This is a genomic window from Streptomyces sp. TRD_SC_5, assembly GCF_056836825.1.
This window is the reverse complement of sequence record NZ_JBWZZS010000002.1, coordinates 341,162-364,836: the sequence shown is the minus strand read 5'-3', so window position 1 is coordinate 364,836 and position 23,675 is coordinate 341,162. Positions and strand designations below refer to the sequence as shown.

21 protein-coding genes and 2 pseudogenes are annotated in these 23,675 nt (G+C 67.3%); 9 read left to right on the top strand and 14 right to left on the bottom strand.

From position 1 onward, the window contains the following. Window positions 1-1,858, top strand: a 1,858-nt coding sequence (locus AC1P0E_RS33880; protein ID WP_482746306.1) for a helicase associated domain-containing protein, incomplete at its 5' end; no start/stop codon positions are given. Window positions 1,859-1,917: 59 nt separating this feature from the next. Here AC1P0E_RS33880 and AC1P0E_RS33875 read toward each other — a convergent pair. The 3 genes from AC1P0E_RS33875 to AC1P0E_RS33865 are packed head-to-tail and all read right to left on the bottom strand — an operon-like array spanning window position 1,918 to window position 6,370. Continuing rightward, complete coding sequence (locus tag AC1P0E_RS33875; protein ID WP_482746305.1) at window positions 1,918-2,478, bottom strand: DUF6262 family protein; 561 nt, start codon at window positions 2,476-2,478, stop codon at window positions 1,918-1,920. Continuing rightward, on the bottom strand, window positions 2,475-4,979 hold the full coding sequence (locus AC1P0E_RS33870; RefSeq protein ID WP_482746304.1) for a tyrosine-type recombinase/integrase: 2,505 nt from the start codon (window positions 4,977-4,979) through the stop codon (window positions 2,475-2,477). The genes AC1P0E_RS33875 and AC1P0E_RS33870 overlap by 4 nt, the downstream gene beginning before the upstream one ends. After that, on the bottom strand, window positions 4,976-6,370 hold the full coding sequence (locus AC1P0E_RS33865; protein ID WP_482746303.1) for a tyrosine-type recombinase/integrase: 1,395 nt from the start codon (window positions 6,368-6,370) through the stop codon (window positions 4,976-4,978). The genes AC1P0E_RS33870 and AC1P0E_RS33865 overlap by 4 nt, the downstream gene beginning before the upstream one ends. A 550-nt stretch (window positions 6,371-6,920) precedes the next feature. Here AC1P0E_RS33865 and AC1P0E_RS33860 point away from each other — a divergent pair. Both AC1P0E_RS33860 and AC1P0E_RS33855 read left to right on the top strand, forming a co-directional pair. Further along, window positions 6,921-7,505, top strand: a complete 585-nt coding sequence (locus tag AC1P0E_RS33860) for an RNA polymerase sigma factor (protein WP_482746302.1) — start codon at window positions 6,921-6,923, stop codon at window positions 7,503-7,505. Window positions 7,506-7,981: 476 nt separating this feature from the next. After that, complete coding sequence (locus tag AC1P0E_RS33855; RefSeq protein ID WP_482746301.1) at window positions 7,982-9,445, top strand: NsdA family TPR-like regulatory protein; 1,464 nt, start codon at window positions 7,982-7,984, stop codon at window positions 9,443-9,445. Here AC1P0E_RS33855 and AC1P0E_RS33850 read toward each other — a convergent pair. Then, a complete protein-coding gene (locus AC1P0E_RS33850) occupies window positions 9,426-9,662 on the bottom strand; it encodes a hypothetical protein (RefSeq protein ID WP_482746300.1) in 237 nt (78 codons plus the stop codon). The two genes, AC1P0E_RS33855 and AC1P0E_RS33850, sit on opposite strands and share 20 nt — an antisense overlap. 474 nt (window positions 9,663-10,136) lie before the next feature. Between AC1P0E_RS33850 and AC1P0E_RS33845 the strand changes: the two are divergent. Further along, window positions 10,137-10,544, top strand: a pseudogene (locus tag AC1P0E_RS33845) (helicase associated domain-containing protein); the annotation flags it as partial. Between the two features lie 137 nt (window positions 10,545-10,681). Continuing rightward, the gene (locus tag AC1P0E_RS33840; protein ID WP_482746316.1) at window positions 10,682-11,149 is read left to right on the top strand and encodes a helicase associated domain-containing protein; all 468 of its coding nucleotides are present in this window, start codon (window positions 10,682-10,684) and stop codon (window positions 11,147-11,149) included. Here the strand turns inward: AC1P0E_RS33840 and AC1P0E_RS33835 are convergent. Next, window positions 11,110-12,045, bottom strand: a complete 936-nt coding sequence (locus AC1P0E_RS33835; protein WP_482746299.1) for a hypothetical protein — start codon at window positions 12,043-12,045, stop codon at window positions 11,110-11,112. The two genes, AC1P0E_RS33840 and AC1P0E_RS33835, sit on opposite strands and share 40 nt — an antisense overlap. A gap of 904 nt (window positions 12,046-12,949) precedes the next feature. Further along, entirely contained in the window at window positions 12,950-13,987 is a 1,038-nt protein-coding gene (locus AC1P0E_RS33830) for a pentapeptide repeat-containing protein (RefSeq protein ID WP_482746298.1), read from the bottom strand. 530 nt (window positions 13,988-14,517) lie between these two features. Here AC1P0E_RS33830 and AC1P0E_RS33825 point away from each other — a divergent pair. After that, the gene (locus AC1P0E_RS33825; RefSeq protein ID WP_482746297.1) at window positions 14,518-14,811 is read left to right on the top strand and encodes a hypothetical protein; all 294 of its coding nucleotides are present in this window, start codon (window positions 14,518-14,520) and stop codon (window positions 14,809-14,811) included. Window positions 14,812-15,082: 271 nt separating this feature from the next. Here the strand turns inward: AC1P0E_RS33825 and AC1P0E_RS33820 are convergent, their stop codons facing one another. From AC1P0E_RS33820 to AC1P0E_RS33805, 4 genes are all read right to left on the bottom strand, one after another. Then, window positions 15,083-15,472 (bottom strand): restriction endonuclease, encoded by a 390-nt coding sequence (locus AC1P0E_RS33820; RefSeq protein WP_482746296.1) that lies wholly within the window; start codon window positions 15,470-15,472, stop codon window positions 15,083-15,085. A gap of 84 nt (window positions 15,473-15,556) precedes the next feature. Continuing rightward, window positions 15,557-16,552, bottom strand: a complete 996-nt coding sequence (locus AC1P0E_RS33815) for a DUF4238 domain-containing protein (protein WP_482746295.1) — start codon at window positions 16,550-16,552, stop codon at window positions 15,557-15,559. A gap of 151 nt (window positions 16,553-16,703) precedes the next feature. Continuing rightward, the gene (locus AC1P0E_RS33810; RefSeq protein ID WP_482746294.1) at window positions 16,704-17,057 is read right to left on the bottom strand and encodes a GIY-YIG nuclease family protein; all 354 of its coding nucleotides are present in this window, start codon (window positions 17,055-17,057) and stop codon (window positions 16,704-16,706) included. 65 nt (window positions 17,058-17,122) lie between these two features. Continuing rightward, window positions 17,123-17,650, bottom strand: coding sequence for a hypothetical protein (locus AC1P0E_RS33805; RefSeq protein WP_482746293.1), 528 nt, complete (start codon window positions 17,648-17,650; stop codon window positions 17,123-17,125). Window positions 17,651-18,103: 453 nt separating this feature from the next. Between AC1P0E_RS33805 and AC1P0E_RS33800 the strand changes: the two genes are divergently transcribed. Beyond that, window positions 18,104-18,442 (top strand): hypothetical protein, encoded by a 339-nt coding sequence (locus AC1P0E_RS33800; RefSeq protein WP_482746292.1) that lies wholly within the window; start codon window positions 18,104-18,106, stop codon window positions 18,440-18,442. A gap of 210 nt (window positions 18,443-18,652) precedes the next feature. After that, window positions 18,653-19,204, top strand: a complete 552-nt coding sequence (locus tag AC1P0E_RS33795; RefSeq protein ID WP_482746291.1) for a DUF6233 domain-containing protein — start codon at window positions 18,653-18,655, stop codon at window positions 19,202-19,204. A 10-nt stretch (window positions 19,205-19,214) separates the two neighbouring features. Here AC1P0E_RS33795 and AC1P0E_RS33790 read toward each other — a convergent pair whose 3' ends face one another. After that, complete coding sequence (locus AC1P0E_RS33790) at window positions 19,215-19,826, bottom strand: hypothetical protein (RefSeq protein WP_482746290.1); 612 nt, start codon at window positions 19,824-19,826, stop codon at window positions 19,215-19,217. Window positions 19,827-19,913: 87 nt separating this feature from the next. Here AC1P0E_RS33790 and AC1P0E_RS33785 point away from each other — a divergent pair, with 87 nt between their 5' ends. Then, complete coding sequence (locus tag AC1P0E_RS33785) at window positions 19,914-20,138, top strand: hypothetical protein (protein WP_461091778.1); 225 nt, start codon at window positions 19,914-19,916, stop codon at window positions 20,136-20,138. 439 nt (window positions 20,139-20,577) lie between these two features. On the opposite strand, the gene AC1P0E_RS33780 is transcribed toward AC1P0E_RS33785, so the two are convergent. The 3 genes and pseudogenes from AC1P0E_RS33780 to AC1P0E_RS33770 all read right to left on the bottom strand — a co-directional run bounded on the left by AC1P0E_RS33780 (window position 20,578) and on the right by AC1P0E_RS33770 (window position 23,635). Continuing rightward, window positions 20,578-21,711, bottom strand: a complete 1,134-nt coding sequence (locus tag AC1P0E_RS33780) for a hypothetical protein (protein WP_482746289.1) — start codon at window positions 21,709-21,711, stop codon at window positions 20,578-20,580. Window positions 21,712-21,884: 173 nt separating this feature from the next. Then, window positions 21,885-22,144 (bottom strand): annotated as a pseudogene (locus AC1P0E_RS33775) (hypothetical protein); the annotation flags it as partial. Between the two features lie 93 nt (window positions 22,145-22,237). Next, a complete protein-coding gene (locus tag AC1P0E_RS33770; RefSeq protein ID WP_482746288.1) occupies window positions 22,238-23,635 on the bottom strand; it encodes a replication-relaxation family protein in 1,398 nt (465 codons plus the stop codon). Window positions 23,636-23,675: the final 40 nt, after the last annotated feature.

The window sequence follows — 23,675 nt, the reverse complement described above, 5'->3', positions numbered from 1 at the left end:
CGGGTTCGAGGTCGACGTGCTGGAGATCCGCGACCCCTCCCCCGTCCCCGGGCTGCCGGAGGAAGCGCTGCGCGGGCGGCGCCTGGCGCTGCTGCAGACCGCGCTCCTGGAACACGCCGCCCGGCACAACCTCCGTACCGTCATGACGTTCCACCAGCGGGTGGAGGAAGCCGCCGCGTTCGCGGAGAAGATGCCGCAGACGGCAGCCCGGCTGTACGCCACCGAGACCTCCGAGAAGACCCTGGCCGCCGCGGACGCCCTGCCGAAGTCGTCGATCGACGCGGAGTTCTACGAGCTGGAGGCCGGCCGTCACGTGCCCCCGGAGAGGGTGTGGTCGGCGTGGCTGTGCGGCGACCACCTCGTCGCCGAACGCCGAGAGGTCCTGCGCCAGTTCGCCGACGGCATCGACGCCGGCAACAAGCGCGTGCACCGGGCGTTCCTGGCCAGCGTGCGAGTCCTGGGCGAGGGCGTCGACATCGTCGGCGAGCGCGGCGTGGAAGCGATCTGCTTCGCCGACACCCGCGGCTCCCAGGTCGAGATCGTCCAGAACATCGGCCGGGCGCTGCGCCCGAACCCCGACGGCACGAACAAGGTCGCCCGGATCATCGTGCCCGTCTTCCTCCAGCCCGGCGAAGACCCGACCGACATGGTCACCTCCGCCTCGTTCGCACCCCTGGTAGCGGTCCTCCAAGGCCTGCGCTCACACTCCGAACGCCTCGTCGAACAGCTCGCCAGCCGGGCGCTGACCAGCGGGCAGCGCAAGGTACACGTCCGGCGCGACGAGGACGGGCGGATCGTCGGCACCACGGCCGAAGGAGAGGGCGGGCAGGACGAGACCGAGGGCGCGGTGGAGTCAGCGCTGCTGCACTTCTCCACCCCAAGGGACGCGGCGACGATCGCGGCGTTCTTGCGTACGCGGGTGTACCGGCCGGAGTCCCTGGTGTGGCTGGAGGGCTACCAGGCCCTGCTCCGCTGGCGGAAGGACAACCGCATCACCGGCCTGTACGCCGTCCCGTACGACACCGAGACCGCAGCCGGCCTCACCGAACACTTCCCCCTGGGACGCTGGGTCCACCAGCAACGGCGCACCTACCGCGCCGGTGAACTCGACGAGCACCGCAAGGAACTCCTCGACGAAGCCGGGATGGTGTGGGAACCCGGCGACGAAGCCTGGGAGAACAAACTCGCGATCCTGCGCTCCTTCCACCGCGCCCACGGCCACCTCGCCCCCAGACGCGACGCCGTATGGGGCGACGCCGACAGTGAACTGGCCCCGGTCGGGGAACACATGGCCAACCTCCGCCGCAAGGACGGCCTCGGCAAGAACCCCGAACGCGCCGCAACGCGGGCCGCGCAGTTGGCCGCGATCGACCCTGACTGGAACTGCCCCTGGCCACTGGACTGGCAACGCCACTACCGTATCCTCGCCGAACTCGCCGCCGACGAACCCGATGGCGTCCTGCCCGACATCGCCCCCGGCGTCCTCTACGAAGGCGACGACCTCGGCAAATGGCTCCAGCGGCAACGCCGCAGCTGGGCGGAACTCGCCGAGGGCCAGCAGCAGCGGCTGACAGCGCTGGGCGTGAAACCCGCCGAACGGCCAGCCCTAGCCTCGGCGGCCAAGGGCACCGGGAAGGCATCAGCCTTCCAGCGCGGGCTTACGGCCCTCGCCCAGTGGGTCGAGCGCGAGGGTGCCCAGAAGGCGGTGCCGAGGGGGCACGTCGAAGCCGTCGTACTCGACGGCCAGGAACACCAGCACAAGCTGGGCGTATGGATCTCCAACACCCGGGCGAGGCGGGACAGACTCACCCACGACCAGCGCGCCGCCCTCGCCGAACTCGGAGTCGAGTGGGCATAACAGCAAATCTGTCGGGTCGCTGAAGCGTGGCGTGTCCTGCGGGGCGCCTGGACGCGCCCTCAGCGGTTTGTGTTCTCCTCTCGGATCATCCGTCGGAGGCTGGTACGCGCTGCCGTCAGGTCCGTTTCCAGGCTTCCCACGCGGGCGTGGAGCTGGTGGTTGTCATCGGTGGCCTGCTGGAGGCTGTCTTCGAGTCGTTGGTTGGTCCGGGTGAGTTCGTCGACGCGTTCGGTCAGGCGCCTGGTATCGAGGGCGTCGAGTTGCTGTCCCAGCTGCTGCTGGATGGCCTGCCGCATCCGGTCTCTGTCTTCCCTCAGGCTCCGGATCTCCTGCCTGGCGAGCTCAAGTTCTGTGCGCAACGTGGCGGTGGTGCTGCGGGTGCGGTCGGACGAGGGGATGGTGGGGTGCTGGCGTTGTTGTGCGGCTTCGATGTGCTCGCGGATGCCTTCGGCGTAGGTGAGCCATGTGGAGACGCCGGCGGTGCGGGCGACCCCGGTGTGGGTGATCTTCTTGCCCTGTTGTTCCAGGAGGGCGAGTGCGGTCAGGGCTCGCTGGCGTTTGTCGAGGCTGGCGCGGCGGCGGGCCTGGGCGAGGGTGTGCGGGTTGCCGCGAGGGTTCATGCCGGGTCGGTCCTGGAGACGACGGTGAGCGGCAGGAGGGGGTGGGTGTTGCCGGCGCGGGCTTTGCGCAGGATGGTGCTGGCTTCCTCGATTTCCTGGCGTTCTGCGGCTGGGAGAGCGGCGAGGCGGCGGTGCATGCGGTCGGTGACCTGCTCGAAGGCGGTGATCTGGGCGGTGAAGGCGGTGATGACGAATTCGGCCGCGTCCATGGCCTGGGCTGTTTCACGGTCGGCGCGCAGTTCGTTGATGTGCTGTTCGATCGCCGGGAGGTAGGAGGGGTCAGGGCGGTAGAAGCCGCAGCCTGCGCACTGGAAGCGGATGGGGCAGGAGCCGCCTGCAGCTTTGACGTTGCTGGGTTCGGTGCAGCCGCCGTAGGGGACGGCGACGGAGCGCAGTTCGTAAGCGGTGTCGGAGCTGGGGCTGGGGCGGCCGTGGTTGTCGACGACGTGGGCGGCGAGCTTGGTGACGGCGTCGCGTTTTCGTTTCAGGGAGACGGTGTAGTAGCGCTGGGTGGTGCTGACGGACTTGTGGTCCATCAGTTCGCGCAGGACGTCGAGGGGGGTTCCGGCGTCGGCGTGGCGTTGTGCGTAGGAGTGGCGGAAGGCGTAGGCGTAGATGAGGGAGCGGTCGAAGGGCAGCGGATTGCCCTGCGTGTCTGTGCCTTCGCCGTACAGGTGAGGAATGGAGCCGACCCAGTCGCGCAGGGTCTCGCCGAGGTAGCTGGTGTGCAGGTAGGGGCGGGTGGCGAGGTGGGTCAGGGCGGGGAGGAGATAGTCGGCGCCAGTGGGCGGGAGGCTGGTGTGGAGCTGTTCTCGGCGTTCTTGCCAGGTGCGGATGGCTTCGGCGGTGGGTGTGGTGATGGGCAGGCGCCTGCGGCGGCGGCGGGCCTTGTGGTTGTTCCAGACCAGACAGATCTGATCGTTATGGGTTTCCAGGCAGTCACGGGGCAGGGAGCAGACTTCCAGAGGTCGGCGTCCGGTGTCTCTGAGCAGGATGTACAGCGTGCGGTACATCAGCTTCAGGTCGTCGGGGGCGAGGGTGCGCTGGCCACGGGCCCGCCCCAGGCCAAGGAGGTGGAGGTGGGCGTCGAGCTGGCGGATCACCGGTTCGGGGATCGCCTTGCCGATCTCGTCCTCGTTGGCCTCCTGCTCAGGGATGCGGTGGAGGGCGGGGTCACGGACGAAGGCGGCCGAGAGGGTGTCGGCGGTGCCCGAGCGGCGGCCGTAGTCGATCAAGGCGAAGAAGTGGCTGGCGATGGACATCCGGTAGTTCCAGCCGGCCGGTTCGCCGTCCCGTTTCAGTGCCGTGCGGATCGCGTCGACCACGGCGGTGACGTCGTCGTAGCGCAAGCCTGCGGGGTCGTCGGTTCCCGGGCGTTGCGCCAGGGCCCGGGAGGCGAGTTCGACGCCGCGCAGCGTGCGGGCGAACTCGTCCGCTCCCGGGCGCTGCTGGACGGTCCAGGTGCGCAGCAGGCCGCGCAGCCACGGCTGCCGGATGGTGCGCAGGTCAACGGTCTTGGGCTGCCGGATGCCGGCCGGAGTGCGGGAGCGCTGGCCGAGCGCCCGCAGGTCCAGGACGTCGTCCTGTGCCGGCGCGGTGCCGGTGTACTCCGCACGGCCCGCCCGGACCGCCGTACGCACCCGACCGAGCATCCGGAGTACCGCGACGGCGGAGCGCGGGCACATCTGCTGGTCCGTGATGTCGCCGATGAGCGTGCCGGTCTCAGCCAGGTCCCGCACCATGCGGCGGACCTGCGGAGGTTCGAAGATCCGCAGCCACGGGTCCACCTGCTGCAGACCGTAGAGGACCTCCCAGCGCAGCAGTTCGGGCAGCGGCAGGAGGCTGAACTGGTGCGGGGCAAGATACGGGGGCTGCTGCGCCGCCCACGGCGCCACGGCCGCGTCCGGATGGATGCGGCGGTGCTCACGGAAACGCTGCGCGTGATGCCGGCACAGGCCCCTTCCGTACAGGCCCGGCAGCGGGCAGGCGGGAGCCGGGCAGGCAGGGGTATCGGCATACGGGACGGTGGTGTCCTCCCACCGGCCGGCAGTCTTGCGGGTGGAGTGGGTTTTCCACTGGGTGTAGTGCGTGGCGCACAGTTCCTTGCAGTGGCGGGGCCGGACACAGCGCTGCCCGTCCTTCGTGAAGCTGCACGGCTCCGGAACACCGCCGAAGGCAACCCGGTTACGCACCGGCACGAAGGTCCGCGCGAACTCCGCGTCGGGCAGCGGCGACCGTTTCTGCTCCTCCTTGCAGAAAGGGCAGAAGATGTTGGCCGGCGAGACCACGGTGTCGCACGCCTCCGTACGACACAGCGCAACCGAGCTGCGCGGCTCGTGGACGCTGCCGGTGAACAGCCAGCAGTCCTGCCGCCATTCACTCGCCCGCCAGGCGGGATCGAGATGACCTCGCAGCCACGCGGCCCATCCCCCGCCGTCGGGATCCTCTGCGTTGTCGGTGCGTGGCGCGGGCAGCCGTGAGAGAGCGGACGGGGTACTCACGGGCGCTCCTTCAGGGAGCCGACGCGCTCAACCGCTGCCCGTGCCTCGGCGTCGTCGACGTGCCGGTAGCGCTCCATCGACAGCGGGGAGGCGTGGCCCAGCAACCGCTGCACGACATCGCGGTCGGCGCCGTCACGCAGCCAGCGGGTCGCCGCCGAGTGACGCAGCATGTGCGGACGGCACGCCTGTCCGAGAGCGCGCGCCAGCCGGTCGAACATCTCCTTGGCATTCGGGTAGGACATCGCCCGGCCCAGCGGCGCACGGAACAGATTCACGAACACCATCTCCAACTCCGCCGCCTCGGCCACATCGTCGCGTTCGTACTGGTAGTCGGTATACAGCGCGACCAGATCGGCGGTGACCGGCACGAAGCGGTGATGCCGGGACTTCGCCAGGGCGCGGTTGGGGTTGTCCATACGGCGGCGGACATGCACGTGCGGACCCTCCACGCCGCAGCCCACCACGCGGGAGGAGGCCAGCAGATGCATATCGCCGCGGTGCAGCCCGAGCGCCTCACCGATCCGCAGCCCCGTACACGCCAGCAACGCAACCAGGAAACGGTCCCGGGCACTCGCCGCCAGGGCGATCATGCGGCGGATCTGCTCACCGCTGAGGTCCTCATAGCCCGGCTCGGTGATCCGGAAACGGAACACGGCCGCATCAACCTGATGCTGGCCAGACTCGCCTCGGTCAAAGCCGGGCGGAGTGAAACGCAGCAGCTTCGGCTGGGACAACAGCCCGACCGTATCGGTCGGCACCCATCCGTGCGCAGCGGCGAACCGTAGGAACTCCCCCACCACCGTCATGATCGCGTTCGCCGTCCCCCAGGAGCGGTAGCGGGCCGGACCCAGCCGCACCTGGCCGGCGCGGGGCGGGAGGGGTGTCTCGATCAGCCACTGCTGCAGTCTGGCCAGATCCAGGAAGCCGGGAGTCCGCCAGTCCAGCCGCCGAACCCGGCAGTAGTTCAAGTACAGAGCGACCCGCCCGGCATAGGCACGCTCGGTGTTCGGCGAACACCCCCGCGCCCGCAACGACGCCAGGAACGCCACCGCCTCGGTCTGCAGGTCGAACGAGCCGGCGTCGACCACCACCCACCGCACCACACCAGTCACCGGAGAAACAGCACGCTCCGCCACAAAATCGGCATCCACGTGACAAACACAACCAAGCCCGGATTGAGCCGGTGCCCCTTCCGGAAACACACCACACGACCAAGTGAGAACCACGCCGAACACACCACGCAGATCCGTGCACCTATGGATAATCCGTGCGCCCTCGCCCAGCACGCGGACGCTGGCGAGCACGGCGGAGCTCCGGTCGGGATCGGCGAAGTCGTCCAGCAGGTCGCGGCGCCAGTCGTCCGGCTGTTGGCCGTGGTCGCCTGCGCCCACAGGTTCTCGATGCGTAGCTCCTCACCAACCTCCAGGGCGGTGGTGCGCAGCACGCTGTCGTCTTCTTCGCGCTCGTCGCCACCTGCGCTGGTGTTCTCAGGCCAAGGGTGTTCAGAACCGGGCGATGCAGCCCAGGGCATGTAGGACACCGGCTGAAGATTCTTGGAAGGACCGGTACCCGATTGAGGTGGCTCGCTCGATTAAGAGAGTGACGGGCGCGTTTGGGCCGGAGACGGGGTATTGAGGAGGCGCGGGGCATGCCGGTGCTTGAGGGGGTTGTGATCGCTGTGGTCATGCTGGCCGGGGTGATGGCGCGTGAGTGGCGGCGGGTAGAACTGGCCCGTGAGCGGCGGCGAGAGCACGAGCAGGAAATGTTGGCCAAGATGGTGGTTGAGGTCGCCGTCGGCGAGCGGGAGGTCCAGATACGCCACGACGGACCGGCTGGTACTTGGTCGCTGACAGGGACGGCCCGTGCTGGCGATGCGGCGCGCGGTCCGGCAGCTTCTCGGCGGTCTGTTGGAGGGCGGACAGCGGCCGCAAGGCGGCGCCGGTGAGCCTGCAAGATCGTCAAAACTTCGGGTCAAGCACTGATGTTCCCGTGGTCAATGAGGCGATGTTGGCCTCATTTTACGATGCGCAGATCGAGCGGCTCCTAACCTTCCTGGCCCGCCGGATCGGCCGGGACGATGCTGAAGATGTGGCCAGCCGGATTTTCGAGGAGTTCTTCGCATGGTGGCCCGGTCATGCCGAGCATTCCCAGCCAGTGGCAGTGCTCTATCGGGTCGCGCAGTGCCGTCTGGTCGACCACTATCGCCGCAGCACAGTGACATCCGACGCTGAAGCGCGCACCTTCAAAGCGGTTCTCACCGCCACAGCGAGCGGGAGCCGAGACTTTGAGATCGTGGAGTTGCGCCTCGACCTTCAGCAGGGGCTGGCTGAGTTGCCTGAACGCCAGCGACAGGCCCTGTACTTGAGGTACTTGGCCGAACTCTCGGTGCAGGAGTGTGCCGACGTTCTTGGAGTCGGTTTCGACAACATGAAGAAGATCCTGAAGCAGGCACTGAAGGCACTGCGGGAGTCACCGTGTATGGACGCCTACAAGACCACCGACGCGGCGAAGGAGGTGCACCGGTGACCCACGAGGAAGAGGAGAGTGGGCTGGAGAAGCGCATCAGCTTGCCCGCGGCTGCGAAAGCGGAGGGCTTCGCTGCGGTGATGAGGCGTCTGGAAGGGCGTAGTGCGGAGGAGAAAGGCCAACTGCGGGCCAGCGTCGAGGCCACCGAGTCGGGGTACCAGGCATACGCGCGAGGCCATGAGTGCCTTGAGCAGGGCGATTATGTGTCGGCCCGCCAGTACTTGAAGGACGCTGCTCAGAGTGGCGTCCCCGGCGCCGAGGCCGATCTGATGAGGCTCGGCTCTAAGGGCCTTCCCAACAGCGCAGCGGCCGTAATTTCTGAGGCAGCATCTGGCCAGGAGAATGAACTTCATGGGACGCAGAGCCGTTCAACACCGGCCATGGAGCGGCAGGATGCACCACGAGACGGGTACGGGCCGGAAGACCAGGCTTCTGCGAGTCCTCAGCGTTCCGAAGCAGTAGATGTTGATGCTTCGTTGAGGAAAGCCACCGAACGCAGAAGCGGAGGCAGGCGGAAGAGGCGAATCGTCGCCTCCAACGCGCATCTGGCTGACCTCATAAGGGAGGCACAGTTCTCTCACGCGGGACTCGCCCGCCGGATCAACCAACTTGGCCTTGAGCACGGTCTTGATCTGCGCTACAACGAGACGTCGGTCACCCGGTGGCTGCGCGGCCAGCAGCCCAGAGGCATCGCACCCGCCCTGATCGCCGAGGCCTTCACCCGCCGCCTCGGCCGCCGTCTCTCCGCTCAGGACCTCGGACTCGACGCTGGCGCGCCCGTCTACGCGGGGCTGGAGTTCGCCGCCACACCCGAGGAGGCCGTCGACATTGTCAGCGGCCTGTGGCGCAAGAACTCCGGAAGCCATGCCGACCTCCGCAAGATCGCCTTCACACCGGCCGGACTCATCGTCCCCAGCCGCGACTGGCTGATCGGCCGCGCCGATGAACAGGTGGCGCACCATCCGTCACAGGAGCAGCGGCTCCCGGTCAGCGAAGGTACCTCGACCCGCATTGCTTCCGGTGACCTCGCTGCTCTGCGCTCGTTCAGCGACCTTTTCACCACGCTCGATGAAAAGCATGGCGGCGGGTACGTGCAAGTGCCGCTCGTACGCCATCTCAAGCATGAGGTCGAGCCGATGCTGCGCGGCTTCTACGGCGAGCAGATCGGCCGCCGGCTCTTCGCGGCCGCCGCCGACCTCACCCGGCTGGCTGGCTGGACCGCGTACGACATCGCCGCCCATGGGCTCGCCCAGCGGTACTTCGTGCAGGCGCTGCGGCTCGCGCAAGCGGCCGGGGACCGGGCGTACGGGGCGTACGTGCTGGTCACCATGAGCCAGCAGGCCGGCTACCTCGGGCACGGGCGGGAGACCGTGCAGCTCGCACGCGTGGCCCAACAGGGCGCGGGCGGATCCGTGCCGCCGGTCGTGCAGGCGCTGCTGCACGCCGCCGAGGCACGCGGGCACGCGGTGCTCGGCGAGGTGCGGGCCTGCACCACCGCGCTGGTACGCGCTGAGCGCGCCCTGGAAAGCGCGCGGCCCGGAGACGAGGTGCCGCACTGGGCACGGTTCTTCGGCGAGGCCCAGCTCGCCTACGAGTTCGGCCACTGCCACCGCGACCTCCAGCAGTTCCGCGCCGCCGCCCAGCACGCGGAACGCTCCCTGCAATTGCGCGCCTCCGGCTACGCCCGCAGCCGTCTGTTCTGCCGCGTGGTCCTCGCCACCGCCCGCCTCGGCCTGGGTCAACTCGACCAGGCGTGCCAGCTCGCCGCCGAGGCGGCCGGCCAGGCGGCGGAGATGCGGTCGGTCCGGGCGGTGGAGTACGTCCGCGACTTCGAACGCCGGCTGGATCCGTACCAGGACGCGGCGGTGGTACGCAACTACCGCGTCGAGCAGCTACAGAGGCTTTCGGTTCGGAAGGACCTCATGTCGGAGTTGGGATGAGTCCGGTCTCGGGGATGAAGCTGCCGAGCAGGCCAGACTCGTACTGCATGTGTTTCAGGCGAGTGTGAGCGGTCAGTTCATCAGTGGTGCAGGGGACGAGGTTGCCCAGGCTGTTCTTCAGATGAGCCCACAAGTCCTCGGCCGGGTTCAGCTCGGGTGTATAGGAGAGGAAGTGGAAGACGGTCAGCCACTGCCGGGCCTCGATCAGCTCACGCATCGCGGCATCGACATGCTGCCGCCTGTGAGGCGGCCCAATAGGCCAGACCCGCCCGCCGGAGAGTGGCGAGCAGCTACAGAGGGTCAGAGGGGCCTCAGCGTGCAGCTCCCGCAGCGCTAGGCGGCCGAACGCGATGAGGACGCGGTGGCCATCCCGATCCCGCGGCTCGAACAGTAACGCGGGCGTGTGGCCGCGCCGAGCGAAGACCACATGTCCTCAACAGTCCGCGCAGCAGCATCAGACCGGACAACATGATCATCCCATCTACTCCCGACCAAACGTGCCTCGCGATGCCAGCACCTCCAGATAAAAGGTCTGCGGGCTCACGACGAAGAGGCAATCGAATTGCTCGCGATTCCGCAGGAGCCTCAGAAGGACGTCGCGCAGCCCTCCGAGTACATCGGTCCGCCACCCGAGGAAGGCGAGGACGAATCCCGTCTGCTGCTGCGTTTTGCCGCTCCGCGTGACCCGGTGATGGTCGCGGACTGGGTTTCCTTCAACGTGATCGACACGGAGAAGCAGGACTGGGCACGCGGCTGGGCGTCGCTCAAGAAGTTCACCGAGCGTGAGCTTCACGCCCGGGTTCCGTACGGGCACAAGGAGGGCGCGTACCCGCTGGGGCAGTGGGTCACGGAGCAGCGACGGGCCTACGGGGCAGGGCAGATGACCGGCCTGCGCGCCCAGCGGCTGGAGAAGCTCGGCATGGTCTGGAGCGTGGCGGGTGAGCGGTTCCAGGAGAACCTGGAGGCCGCCAAGGCGTACTACGACCAGCACTGGACGCTGTGCGCGCCCCGGTCCGCGACCATGCTGGACCGGCCGGTGGGCCAGTGGCTGTCCAACCTCCGGCGCCCCGGCGCCCTGGAGGGCCACCCCGAGTGGGAGACGGCGCTCAAGGAGGTCGACGAGGACTGGAACCCGGTGTGGCCGGCGGAGTGGCAGAGGCACTACGCCGCGCTGCGCGAGCTGGTGGCCGACGAAGAGGCCAGGCCGACGTCCTGCCCGGCTTCACGGTCCACGGCATGGACATCGGGAAGTGGCTGGCCCGGCAGCGCAAGCCCGAGGCCTGGCAGGCCCTTAACGACGGGCAGCGCGAACTCCTGGAAGAGATCGGCGTCGTGCCCCTACCTCCCGAGCAGGAGGCGCCCGCCAAGGCTCACAAGACGGCCTCTGGAGCCTTCGAGAGGGGCGTCGCGGCCTTCGCGCAGTACAAGGGCCCGTACTGGCTCTGTGACGGTCTCCAGAGCCCATGTAGAGCGGCTGGAGGACGGTACAGAGGTGAAGCTCGGGGTGTTTCTTTCGAACAGCAAGAGCAGGCGTGGGAAGCTGAGCGCCGACAAACTCCAGGCTCTGGCCGCCCTCGGCTTGGACTGGGCGGCGTAGTGATGAACGAGTGGATCCCGGGGCGCAGCTGCCCTGGGATCCACTCGTGGCTCGTTGATCTGGAGTATCAGGCAGGAGGTAGCCCGGGAAGTACCACTCCGGTGTAGGCGGCGAGTACGCTTCCCAGCGCTCCGCTGACGACTGGGGAGTTGAGGATGCCGACGATGGATCTGCCCCAGCGCTGAAGTTTGCCTTGGTCAGGAGATCCGTTGGCGGCCTCGCTTTCGAGACGCGTAGCCAGCTGCGTGAGCTCGGTGGCGTCGTCATCCGGGAGTTCCAGGGCCGGCACTGCCTGGCGCAGGGCGCGGGCGAGCATGACGACTGCGGTGAGGTCGATCCCGTCCTTGTTGGTCGTGGCGTTCATGCTGAAGTCACGGCTGTTCGCGGCGATGTTGCCGGTGTTCTCCCCGATGTTGAACGTGGTGTTCCCGCTGCTGTTCCGACGCTCGTATGCACTGATGTCGCCGTCGTAATGCTCCACGCAGTCCAGCCCTTCACTCGTGATCTCTGCCTTCACGGGCCCCTCTCGGTCCTCGATCTGCATGCCCTTGATCAGTGCCTTGGAGTGCAGATAGGTAGCTGCTCGGTCCACTTCAGCAAGGGTGAGGCGATCGCCTTCGAAGAGGGACTCGTCCGAGTCCAAAATGTCGTCAACGGTGGAGAAGGCGGCGCCGCCGTTCTTTCGGTGCCACAGCCAGACGAGCAGGGCCTTGCGGGCTGCGGCGCTCCGAGCCGCAGGTGACGAACGACGATGCAGTCGCTCTTCCATCACTTCGAGGCCATAGGAGGTCAGCTGAGCGCACGGATCTCCCATGGTGGACTGGCTACCGTCCAACAGATTCTTGCTCTCGCCGTACTGGAGCAGCTCAAATGCCTGCGCTTCTGTCAGCCCGCGGTCGTGAGCGAAGGGCAGGATGGAGCTAACGGCCAGCGGGTTCTCCCCAGCCTGTCCGTAGACCCATTCGACGAGCGGGTCTAGCAGTTTCGCGAACTCAACGGCCACAGTGGCCTCCTCTTGTGCACGACCGAAGATATGGGGCGCCGCTGACACTCAGTTGCGATATCTCGGCCTCGTGTCAGTGACCCACCATGGGATATACCGCGCCGTGACAGTGAGACGCGTTGTCCGTGTCACCCCCATGTCAGCAGCGGACAGCCGCTCGCCCCTCCATGACCAGCGAAAAGATGACAGGGAAAAGCGGCCAGCCACTGCCAACCACTCCACTGACACGAACCCGGCACATCGCACCTGGGGGCCGCCGGACTCAGCGTGCCCGTACTCCACAACCTGATCGGCCTCTGAGCGGCAGAACCGGTACGGACGCCACACGACGAGGATGAGCCCCGGGACCTTCAAGGTCCCGGGGCCTCTTCGTACCGTCGACCGGCCCCAGCTCGACACAGTCTTGCCTCGAGGCAGACGTCGGGCTTACCGATGCGGTGACTGGGACGGGCGGCGGGTGGCCAGGCTCTCGGTGTGCCAGGCGTCGATGTCGGCCTGCTGGCACTGCCTGATTGCACGTCCTCGGCTGGCGAGCCGTGAGGAAGGCGCCGGCCTGGGTGACCTCCTGCTTGGTGTGGTTGGTCTGGGAGCGTCCCAGCGGTCCCTTCTCCGCCTTCGTCCGCAGGCGCCGCATCTGGTGCCAGGTGGCGAAGGTTGCGGAGAAGCTGACGGTGTTCGGAGTCTTCGATGGTGGCGAGCCGTTCGGTCAGCCAGCGCTGGTAGAGCAGGGGCTGCCGGTCGACCCGCGGGAGGACACCGCTGTCCATCAGCAGGTCACGCAGGTGAGTGACGGTTCGCCAGGGGCCTCCTGGTGCAGCCCCGTCATGGGTGAGCGGGACACTGCCTGCGGCCATGCCCTGGAGGAGTCGGACGACGTTGGGGTTGCGCAGCCAGATGAGTATCTCTAGCGCCTCGATGGCGGCAGCCCACGGACCCCGTCCAACTTCGCCCCATCGAGCTTCACCCCCGTGAGATCAGCGCCGGTCAGGTCAGCGCCCGTGAGATCAGCGCCCGTGAGGTCAGCGTTGGCCAGGTCAGCGTTGGCCAGTTTCGCATGGGCCAGTTTCGCGCGGGTCAGATCAGCGCCGGTCAGTGTCACGCCCTCCATTATTGCGCCCTCCAAATTCGCGCACGCGTGTTCGCGCTTCTGGGGAACGCCCGTGGCTGTGAGCTCCACGCAGATGAACGCGTCGGTTAGATCTGCCTCGGCCAAGTACGCGCCAGCAAGATTCGTCCAGTGCAGTTGCGCCTCGCGGAGGTCGGCGCCGTCCAGTTGCACCTCGCGCAGGTCCGAATTGGCCATTGCTGCGCCGCGGAGGTCCGCTTCAGAGAAGACCGCTCCACGTAGGTCGAGGTTGCGTCCTTTGATGAACCTAAACTTCACCCCGCGTAGATCGGTGCGATTCATATCGATCGCAGTCCCCTTGTCGCGGCCGGGGAGGCGGTCGGCCAACACGTTCATCGCGGCTTGGATATCGGTTGGCGCCGAGTGCTCTGTCGACGTCGCCTGAGACGGCTGGGTGCCACTCGCCGGAAGGCGGGCGTGCTGGCGTACGTAGGCGGCCAGGACCGAGACGACCGTGGGGTGGTCGCGGGAGGAGTCCTGCATGATGCGCTGGAGGGCATAGATTCCACCCAGGCGCACGTCCACGGACTCTGATCCCAGATTAGTGATCGCGGCGTTGTACCGGTTGGTGATCTGTCCCTGCTCACTGATCCGTAGTTCTTTGCTGGCCTGCCCCACCTGCATCCAGGTGAACAGCAGCGCGGCTAGTGCAGCCAGCCCCGGCAAACTGACCGCCACCAATCCAACCCACTGCATGCGGTTGCCGCCTGTGGGACTGCTCGCAGCCAAATGCCGGTTCCGTTGCCGCCGTCGTCGTTCAGCAGCACGCCGATCTGCGATCCGCCGGAGCCGTCCGACGCCAATGTTCCTGGTCACCTTCCCCCATGGTCACGCCATAGGGCCGAAGCACATACGGCGCCACACCGCCAAGGACACGAACCGATCGCCGGGCCGGTGCTGCGGCACGGTGACGGGGAACGAACGACCTGGACGCCATGGACCACGCCCGCTCCACGGTGTGTAGGTCGACGGCGGACGGGATGGGAGCTAGGTAAGTGGTGGGAACTGAAGGTGGCCGCGTGCCGCATGATTTGGGGTCGCTTAAGCAACGCCGCTGATGATCCGACAGCCGGTCAGCCGTAACAGAGTCCCTCATGGTGAGCACTTGGCGCAACCTGTAAAAGTTGCGTCGCTAAATCCATCATGCTCCTCTAATAGGAGGGGCGTCTATGCGCACCACCTTGGGCCCTGCGGCATGGCGTCCTGTGTAAGTGTGGGGGAAGTCGCTGAGGGAAGGGCTTAATCTAATGTCGTGGTACACAAGCCTCAACCCTGGATTTGACAATACGCCCCCGATCGAAAAGAAAGCCTTCCGGTGGGCGAATATAGACGAGGGTCCATGCTCTATGGAGGAAATCGTCTGGGAACTCGAGTCCAATGGTCGCGCTTCGTTCGCAGCAAAGGGCAGCCATGATGTGTACCTTCAGTCGCGCACCTGGGTGCTCGAAAGAGTAGCGCTGCTCAATAAGGCCCGGGTTGTTGAGGGTAGCGTAGACAACTGGGTAGCCCCTGGACGCCCGTATATTTTCAATATGCCGTCCTGGAACAGCCTGTACTCTCTAGGCGGCAGCGGGCTGTTCGACCCGAAGGTCTACGATCGAGTCGTCGCTATGCAAATGGTAGTAAAATGGACGGCTTAAAGGTGACTTTCGTGCGGCCGTGCGTGCACCCGGTAGCGCATTCTGCCGAATGCCTGGCCTCGCAGCGATCACTCCAGGCAGTTTTCCGGGACTCTCCGGCTGGTTTCTCGTGTTGGTTAATCGGGCCAGAAGACTGTTCGGCCGCCGACGCAAGTTGATCTGCGACATTGGTACAGCCATGCCTAAGACGGTGTCCTATGGCGCGACGCACCAACGGGTGACGGGCGGGCGTTCGAAGCCGAAGCTTGGCGCTGTGGCGTGTGCTGCCGGGTCAGGGGTGGGTGGCCGGGATGGTTTCTGTGAGACGGTCCAGCCGCGTGTAGAGGGCCCGTACGAGGCGGGCACGGTGCTGAGCGCAGCGGGCGGTGCGCTCCAGCGGAGCGGACAGGCGTCCGGCGGCTTCACGGGGGACAACTTCGGCAAGGGCCCCGCGGCCGTCGTTCTTCGGCAGTGCGGCGGCGTGACGCCGGACGTCGGCGGCGACCGCACGGGCGTGCCCGGTCAGCTGGAGGGCGATCTGCTCGTAGTCGCGGGGTTCGAGGTGCGGGTCTTTCCATGCGAGCACGGCGGTGACAAGCGCTTCGTACAGAGCGCGGTCCAGCGGGAGTTCGGCCTCGATCAGGCCGTGGGGGTCGTAGAGCACAGTGTGGGTGCCGCTCATCGCTGCCTCGCCGTGTCCTCGTGGCCATCGACACTCTCGTCCGGGGCCTGGGTGGTGTGGGCGAGGAAGCGGGCGTAGCCGCGATCAGCGCGTTCCAGCAGCGCCGGGGAAGGCCGACCGAAATCTCCTGGCACTCCGGCCGCCCTGTTTGAGGTAGTTGCGGACGAAGGCGTCCTGGCCGCTGTTGGGCCGGGTGTAGACGCGCTGCTGCGCTGCCTCGATCTGTAGCCGGTTCAAGAAGCCAACCGTCTTCACCGTGGCGATGTCCATACCGTTGCGGGGGGTCCTGCCGACCAGGAGGTGCCTGGGGCCGAAGGGCAACACGATGGCGGTGGAGTCGCCAATCGCAACGCTGATGGCGGTTCTGTCTCCACTCTGCTGAATCGCCAGGGCCGGGGTGTCGCCCAGGAGGAACTCCCCGGTGGCGGGCACCAGAATCTCCAGCCCGGCATCGCTGATCATCTCCTTCGCCTTGGCGAAGGTGTCCTCGATCCGCGCCCGGAAGTCCGCACCGTTCTCGAAATTGGTCAGGTGCGGGCTCAAAATCTGCTCCGCCGCCGCGGCCAGGCCCTGCGGTCCAGCGAGGTGAAGTCCGCTGCGTTGCAGTACCGCGAGGCGCAGCAGGTCGGACTTGTCGGTAAGCAGGGCGGTGCGGGTCTCGGTGTAGACCTTGGTGAAGATGCGCTCGTGGACGTTGCGGTAGTTCAGGGAGCGGACCAGGTGCAGGGCGATGAGGTCCTTCAGGGTCTGCACATGCTGTTCATGCTGGAAGACGTCGCCTCGATCCACCGCGCGCGCGGCGTCGGGTATCCGTGTCTCGAGCTTGCCCCATACCTGTTCCAGGGAGGCGGAAGCGAAGCGTGCGAAGTACGGGACCTTGCCGCACTTGCGCGGGCTCGCCATCTTGTGCAGATGGTTGGGGTGGTCAAGGTTGAAGGGCACGAGTTTCAGCCCGTTACTGCCGAACGGAGTGGCGAAGCGCTTGAGCAGCACTTTGGAGATCACGTGCTGACCGACCACGTGGCGCTCGGCCTCGGGCCGGAGTTCCTCGATCCGGGCGTCAATCTGCTGCGCCGCCACCAGCCACCGGTTGGATGATCTCTCGTTCATCCGCCCAGTGTGGCAACCGGGTCCGACAAGCGAGACGGATTTTCCGTCTGCCCTCAGCGCGCGATCGCCCGACAACCGCAGTCGGCTACCGCGCGACGCCTGGTTTGCCCTTGATCGGCGCTCAGCATCTGATCACCTGCGGTGGCTGGCGAGCGATGTAGCGGACTGCCTTCTCCACAGTTGCTTCTATCAAGGGCAGTGGGTCTTCTTCTTTGAAGTCGAACCATTCGCCGCGGATCCTCTTGGTTGCGAAGGCGTGGTGGAGGTAGTTCTCCACGAGGGATCCGCCCCACCAATTTCCCAGCAGGCGCAGTTCCAGCGGGCAGCCGATCTGGAAGGCGGTGACCCTGCCGGCCGGGTTGGAGCTGGCTCCGATCTTGACCATGGAGGTGCCGATCGCTGCGATGGCGTAGACGTTGGTGGCGACTCCTACCGCAATACGAGGAAGTTCGGGGTTGGGGCCAGCGGTCTTCAAGATCAGGCCCTTCTTCTGACACGGCAGGACGGCACACCCTATTGCGTCGTCGCGCAGCGTACGGACTACGTCGCGGCACTCTTGCACGGTCGCCCCACCCAGGCGTGGTGGCCGGGGGCGACATGCAGCTGCTCGCGGAGGCGGCCGCGCAGGACACCGACGCGGGTGCGGCCCTCCAGGACCTGAAGTCCGCTGTCCGGCGGGTCCAGCAGCTGTCGGTCGACGAGGAGCAGAGGGCGCAGCCACGTCCCGTGCTCTTCCCAGTGCCGGCCGACTTCCGGGGGCTGCTGCCCGACCCGGTATACCGGGTCGGCGGCCTTCTCCTCGATGCAGCCGGCGTCGGACTCGCCGGTCGGCATGGTGTGGAAGTCAGCGGCCGGGACCGACTCCAACTGCCAGGTGATGCCGCACAGATCGAGGTCGCTGTAGTCGGCCAGGAAGTGGTCACCGTGGTCGAAGAGGAACTGCTCCAGGACGTCGTCCGGCCAGTTCAGGGGGGCCAGCGCCGGGTCGGCACGGAACTGGTCGTAGGTGTAGCTGAGGCCGCCGGACCGTCGGCGGGCGAACAGCGGACTGAGGTCGCTGAGCTTCATGCCTCCAGGTCTACAGGAGATTCCTGACGCCGTTCCCCCGTTCCCCGTCTCGTGACACTGAGGGCGCCGGATCGTTGGAGTAGCAGGCGGGTCCCTTCAGCCGTCCAAAGCGTCCCGGCGCTTTCGGGGGCAGAGCGCCAGGCGGAGCACGATCCGGCAAAGACTGTCCTGCGGTGGATCTACAGACGAAAGGCTTCGTTCATGCGCGCCGACACCGTCCAGCCCTACGCGGCTGGAACACAGTGGACCATCACCAGCCGGCATGGGCACACGCAGACCCAAGAACTCGCCCTCTGAGCCGAACTGAACTACTCCACCATCACCGACGACTACCTCCCCGACGAGATCAGTGCGGCCGACCTGTGGCGAATCTGGATCGACAAGGTCGCCACTCTCGCGCACGACAGGCACCCGAACCTCTACCGGCCCGGCGAGGTCACCATTCTGTGGTCGGTGACCACTCCAGGCGTCACCGGGATCTTCGAGGCGGCGCCGTTCACGCGACGCCTCCCCTCGGACCCGCAGCTGGTAGCCATGTTTGGCCAGGTCGAGCAGGAAGACTTCCTCACCCACTACCGTCCCCCCGTGCACGCGGGGACGGGAGAGCCCCTGAACTGGCTGCGACTCCCAGTCGTGGACCGCGGCTGGAACGCCTCAAGGGGAGACAAGGGCGGGTTCGTCCAAGAGGTAACAGGCTGGAAACCCGCTGCGCTGCAGCCGACTGCCGACGTGCTGCAGCTAGGGAGGGCGGCCGGCCTGTACGTGCCCGACCTGGACTCCCTGCGGAGCTAGAAGGTGGAGCGGCGAGGGCAGGATGAGTACTTCGGCCGATGAGCCGTTGAAAGAGGCCCGGCGGAGCGATCTGCTCCGCCGGGCCTCCACGCCCCCCAGGCGGACCACCAACGATAGATGTGGTGCCGGCTCGTCCGTGGCCGATTGACCGCGGAAAATCCCGAGCGGTGACATGCATCAGCTGGCAGCGGCGGTGCTTACCGTGGGGCCGTGACCACTGCATCCGATGACGCGGCCAAGCCGGTGCCGGTGCGCGTCGTGCTGCCCGCCGACCCGGTGCTCGGGCACCCGGAGCAGGAGGTTGTGGCGCGGCTGTGGAGGCGGCGGCAGACCGAGACGGGTTGGGTTTACCTCGTGGGGCTGCCGTCGTACCGGGACCTCGAGGACGGCAGCGTGGAGGCGGCGGAGTACCGGGTGTGGGTCCGGGCTCCCGACCATGTGCGGCCGGTCGACGGCGTCGCCTACCACCAGGTCGCCACCGAGCACCTTCCGCCAGCGCCCACGTCGGTGGTTCGCGAGGTCCTCGGGGAGCGCCGGCCTTCGGGCTGGGTGCTGGCGAAAGTCCGTGAGGGCCGGGGCCCGGCCCGGGGTGTCCTACACGCGCCGGACTGCGAGGAAGCACCGCAGGGGGCGCCGCTGCTCGAGTTGGAGCAGGCGCTGGACGTCGCGGAGAACCCGGGGACGCGGCTGTGCACGCTGTGTGGGTGCGCGCAGGAGGTGACGCCGATGCTGAGCGGCTTCGACCACATCACCGACTCGTGATCGGCCGTGGTCAGGAGGTGCCCTCGATGGTGACGGGGACTTCCAGCGGCACGGTCCACTCGCTGCCCTTGGACCTGGCGGTGATGCTCAGGCGTACCGGCTCGTTCGCGCAGTCGCGGCGCCAGTCGTCCATGTTGGTCGTCGACCACGGCGGCGGGGAGGTGGGGGTCAGGCCGTATCGCGTCCACTCGCCGATCGCCAGCTGCTGCGGGGCGACCGTGCGGCCGGTGTCGTCGCGGCCGTCCGCGCTGAACTTCCACGGCCCCCAGATGTGGGCACGAACCTCTTCGGGAGCCGGCGTGCCTGCGAGTTGGGGTCCATCACCGCGGTGCGGGTTGTCGTTGCGCAGGGACGCGGTGATCTCGATGGCGCCGTGGGACAGCAGGCCGGGCGGGCCTTCGAGGTGGACCCGCAGCATGGCGGTGGAGCGGGCCTCGTTGGCCACGACCGTGCAGCGAAAGTGCGGGGTGAGATCGGCGTGCAAGCGCTGCTGCTCGATCCGGGACAGGGTCTGCGCGGCCCCGTTGGCGTTGCGCGCCGCTCTCCAGGAGCCGATGGCGGCAACGGCAGCGACGACCGCGACGACCAGAGCCAGGGCCGCGATCGTGTCGGTGGTGGTCATGGGGCAGGACGCTATCGCCACCGCACGTCACAGGTCAGCGCCCTGGAGATATGGCCATCAGCGGGGGCCGTCGTCCAAGGTGGGGCGATGAGTGCACTGCGACCCGGTGACATCACCGACGAAATGATCCAGGCCATGGACACGGCCAAGCGGCAGGGACTGCAGAAGGACCTGCGCGCCCTGGCCGCCAACATTCGCGCCGACGCCGAAGGCCGCTACGACAGCGCGGAGCCCGGGTGGCGGGCCGGTGTCGAGTGGACGCTGCTGTGGATCGAGAACACCGCCGCTCAGCTGACCGAGGGCAGGCCGTAGGCAGGGACGCCGGTGGACGTCAGGGCGTGTCGCCGGAGTAGTAGAAGCGGCAGCTACTGAGATTTGTCGTGCGATGTCGCTATCCCGGCCCCTGGAGCCGCGGCTATGCCCGAGCTGCAGGCCACTTGACTCGAAGATCATGAGTAGCGACACGTTGAGATGACGCCGCAGTCTCAGGAGGGTTTGTATCACCGTGAAGGTGGCCCTGGCGAGGTTTGGCCGTCGGTCGAATACTCGTAGGCCAGCTCGTGTGCGAGGCGATGCCGCGTCCAGACCTCCGGTTGGGTGAGTACTGAGTGCCCGTACCACACCGGCACCGGCAAACTACGCACGCGGTCAGCGGGGAATTCACCCGTCACGGGGATGCTTTGGATGCGTGACCAGAGACGGTCAAGTAGCACGACCAAGTCGAAGCGGGGGCGCATCGAGACGATATGTTTCACCCTGAGATGGTCTGCCATTCAAGCTCGGAGCGTTGGTGTGGTGGTGTGGCAATCATGACCAGCATGTCGATGCCGAGTTTGTGGCTGGCTGCTGCGAGGAGAGCAACGTTTCCGCCGTGGCTGTGGGCGAACACTTTGGAGAATCTCGTGCATTGGTGATCTACGGCCCATTTTGCCAGGGCGTGTGCGCCGGCGGCCCGACCGTGGATCGTGAATCCCGCCGTGGGCCAGCGGTAGTGGTTGTCGTGGCCGTGGAGGTCGTTACCGATGGGTGGGAAGGTGCCGTCAGAGGGCTCGCTGTTGCCAGGTTCCTTTTGGAGATAGGTGAAGAGCGGCTCTCCAGGCCGCCACCATGACGGCCGCTTGAACCGGCTCCACGTGCCGGGCACGATGACAGAGGTGTGAGCGCTGTCTGTGCCGATCCCCTCATCTGGCTCCTGGCTCTCCCTGAGCTCGGTCAGAACTGGGTGACTAGGGGCAACGTGGAGCAGCGCGTCGATGGCGATTTGCTGGACTGTGTCGTTCGGGGACGAGCAGCCTTCGACGAGGGTTTCGACTGTCGGCCAGGACAGGGGTGTGCGGAGGCCCGCCAGCGAAGAAGCTGCGGCAACACGCACGATCTGATGTCGGCTGAACTGGCTGATGTGGAGCAAGGAGGCCGCCGCAGCAGCCCGGTCATTGTCCGTCCTGACTGCCTCGTACAGGATCGGTGCCAGGCCACTTGCCAACCCTTCGTACTCTTCCCACCATCGCTGGGGCGCTGGACGGATCATGTCCTGAACGTAGGCCGCAATGGGTTGTGACCAGCCAGGAAACTCACGCCAGCGGAACGGCAGCTCGATACGCAGATGATGTCGGATGTAGAGCTCGGCGGACTCCGCGAGGAATGGGTAGCTCAGTGGCCGAACTTCCGGGATTCGCAGTTCGAACGCGCCGTCCTCGCTCCCGAGCACGTCTTTTTGCCCGGCCAGTTGCAGGCCCAGACCCACAACCTGGGCGGCCTGCGACCAGGCGGCGATCTCGTCGTCCTGTGCGAAGGCTTGCTCTCCAGGCAGGGGATTCTCGATCACTGGATCCAGCACGGCCAATCCCCAATGCACCTGGACGAAGCGGGTTGATGCAGATCGCATCAGGTGCTCTCTGTGAGTGCACGTTGACTCGCGATCGCAGCGGAAGATCTCACTCTCCCAGCACACAGCAGGGGGCGTACCTACTGATGATCTAAGAGTGAAGTCGCCCGCAGCTCGGGCATCGCCGCAGCTCCACGGGCCGGGGGTAGCGACATCACGCGACGAATCTCAGTAACGCCGGGGCGGGCTGTGCGGGGTTCGCCGGGGCGCGGGTCGTACAGGCCGCGGCCGCCGGGCCACCGCGACAGTTCGGTGGACAGGGCGACGCCGTCGTCGACTTCCTCGGTCCGCCACCCGTGGATGTCCAGCAGCAGGCCGTCCAGCGGCCCGCCGACCAGTTCGGCGTAGGCCGGTGTGGGAGCGGGCCGGGGTGGGGGTCGTCGTGCTCCGCGCCGTAGACCCGGCCGTTCAGCAGCTGCTCATCGCCGTTCATCCGCCCAAGCCTTGCAGCCGCCACCGACAACGCGGGCTTGCCCAGGTCCGCCTTGGGCTTGCCCGCGTGGTCGGTCGCCCCGGCTTGCCCGGGTCAGGTGCGGAAGCGGGACAGCCAGCCGCCGGCCTTCTGCGCGGCGGCCTGTTCCTCTGCCTCCTGGCGGCGGCGCTCCTGCTCCTGGCGCTCGCGTTCGTCGGCTTCGGCCTGCTCCTCGGCTGCGACGGCCCGGTCCTGGCAGTTCTCGCACAGGTGCGGGTGCGACTGGCGCTTGCTCCAGTCCCGGGTGTAGCCGATCGCTTCCCACCGGTCGTCGGTGAACTTCTGCCCGCAGTCCGTGCACACCGGCCGCCGCGCCTCCCGCTGCGCGGCTTCCCGTTCCTCACGGCGTCGCTGCTCTTGTCGGGCGGCCTGGCGACGGCGGGCGAGGTAGGTGTCCCGGCGGGCATTGCCGATCGCGTCCAGCAGCGGGGCGCGGTGGTCGCGGCCGAAGCGCCAGAAGGCGGGCCCGGCCGGGCCGTGTTCGCGCAGCAGGTCCAGCGTGGTCGCCACGATCGGGATGCAGTGGTCGTAGGAGTGGTAATCGCCCTCGGGATGCCACCGCCCCTGCCAGTGCTGGCGGGTGAGGTCGGCGGTCCTGGCCATCTGGCTCTTCGCGGAGCGCTTGCCGACCTGGTGGAAGACGAGCAGGACCGGCGGGTGCACCCGCTCGTACTCGTCGGAAGCGGGTGGGGACCAGCGGGTGCGCCACAGCGGCTTCACGATGCCGTCGGTGTCCTTCTCCTGCCGCTGGAAGAACCGGGCGTACTTGTCGAACTTCCGGGCGATGAGTACGGCTTCCTCGGTGCAGTTGTCGGCCTCGATGAACAGCAGCGGCACCCCGGCCTCCGGGGCGGTCAGGACGACGTCGGCCCGCGCGCTGCCGATCGCGGGGTTCTTCCAGGTGCCCTTCACCGGGAATGCGACCTCGGTGGCGTAGGAGCTGAGGGTGCCGATCCCGTCCGGGGCGTCGACGGCGGCCTGGGCGGCGGCGACCGCTTCGGGCGGCTCCCCGACGACCAGGTCGAGGTCGGGCTTGGGACGGATCAGCGCGATGACCGTCTCGTTCACCGTCATCGGGTGGGAAGCCCCGGAGCGGCCCGCGCTCTTGGGCATGCCGCCCATCTCTTCCGGCTCGCGGTCCAGGTCGATCGCGGCGGCGGCCAGCCCGGCCGCGGTGAGGATGCGGACCTCTTCGCCGCCCCGGGTGCGGCCCCCGTCGACGGCCAAGCCGTGGCGCCGAAGGTCGTTCGCCGCCCCGCGGTGGGAGGCGGTGCGTGCTTCCTTCTGCTTGGCCGGCGTCTCCTTGAGCGTATGCCGGTAGCTCAGGTGCGGCGAGGCGAGGCGCTGTATCTGATCGGCGGTCGCGACCTTGAGCACCCCGAGCACGGACAGCACGTCGCCGCGCAGACCGTTCGACGACCCCGCCTCGTTCGCCTTGCGCTTGCCCGCCATCAGACCCGCCCTCCCCGCACCCGCGCCTCACCGGGCGCAT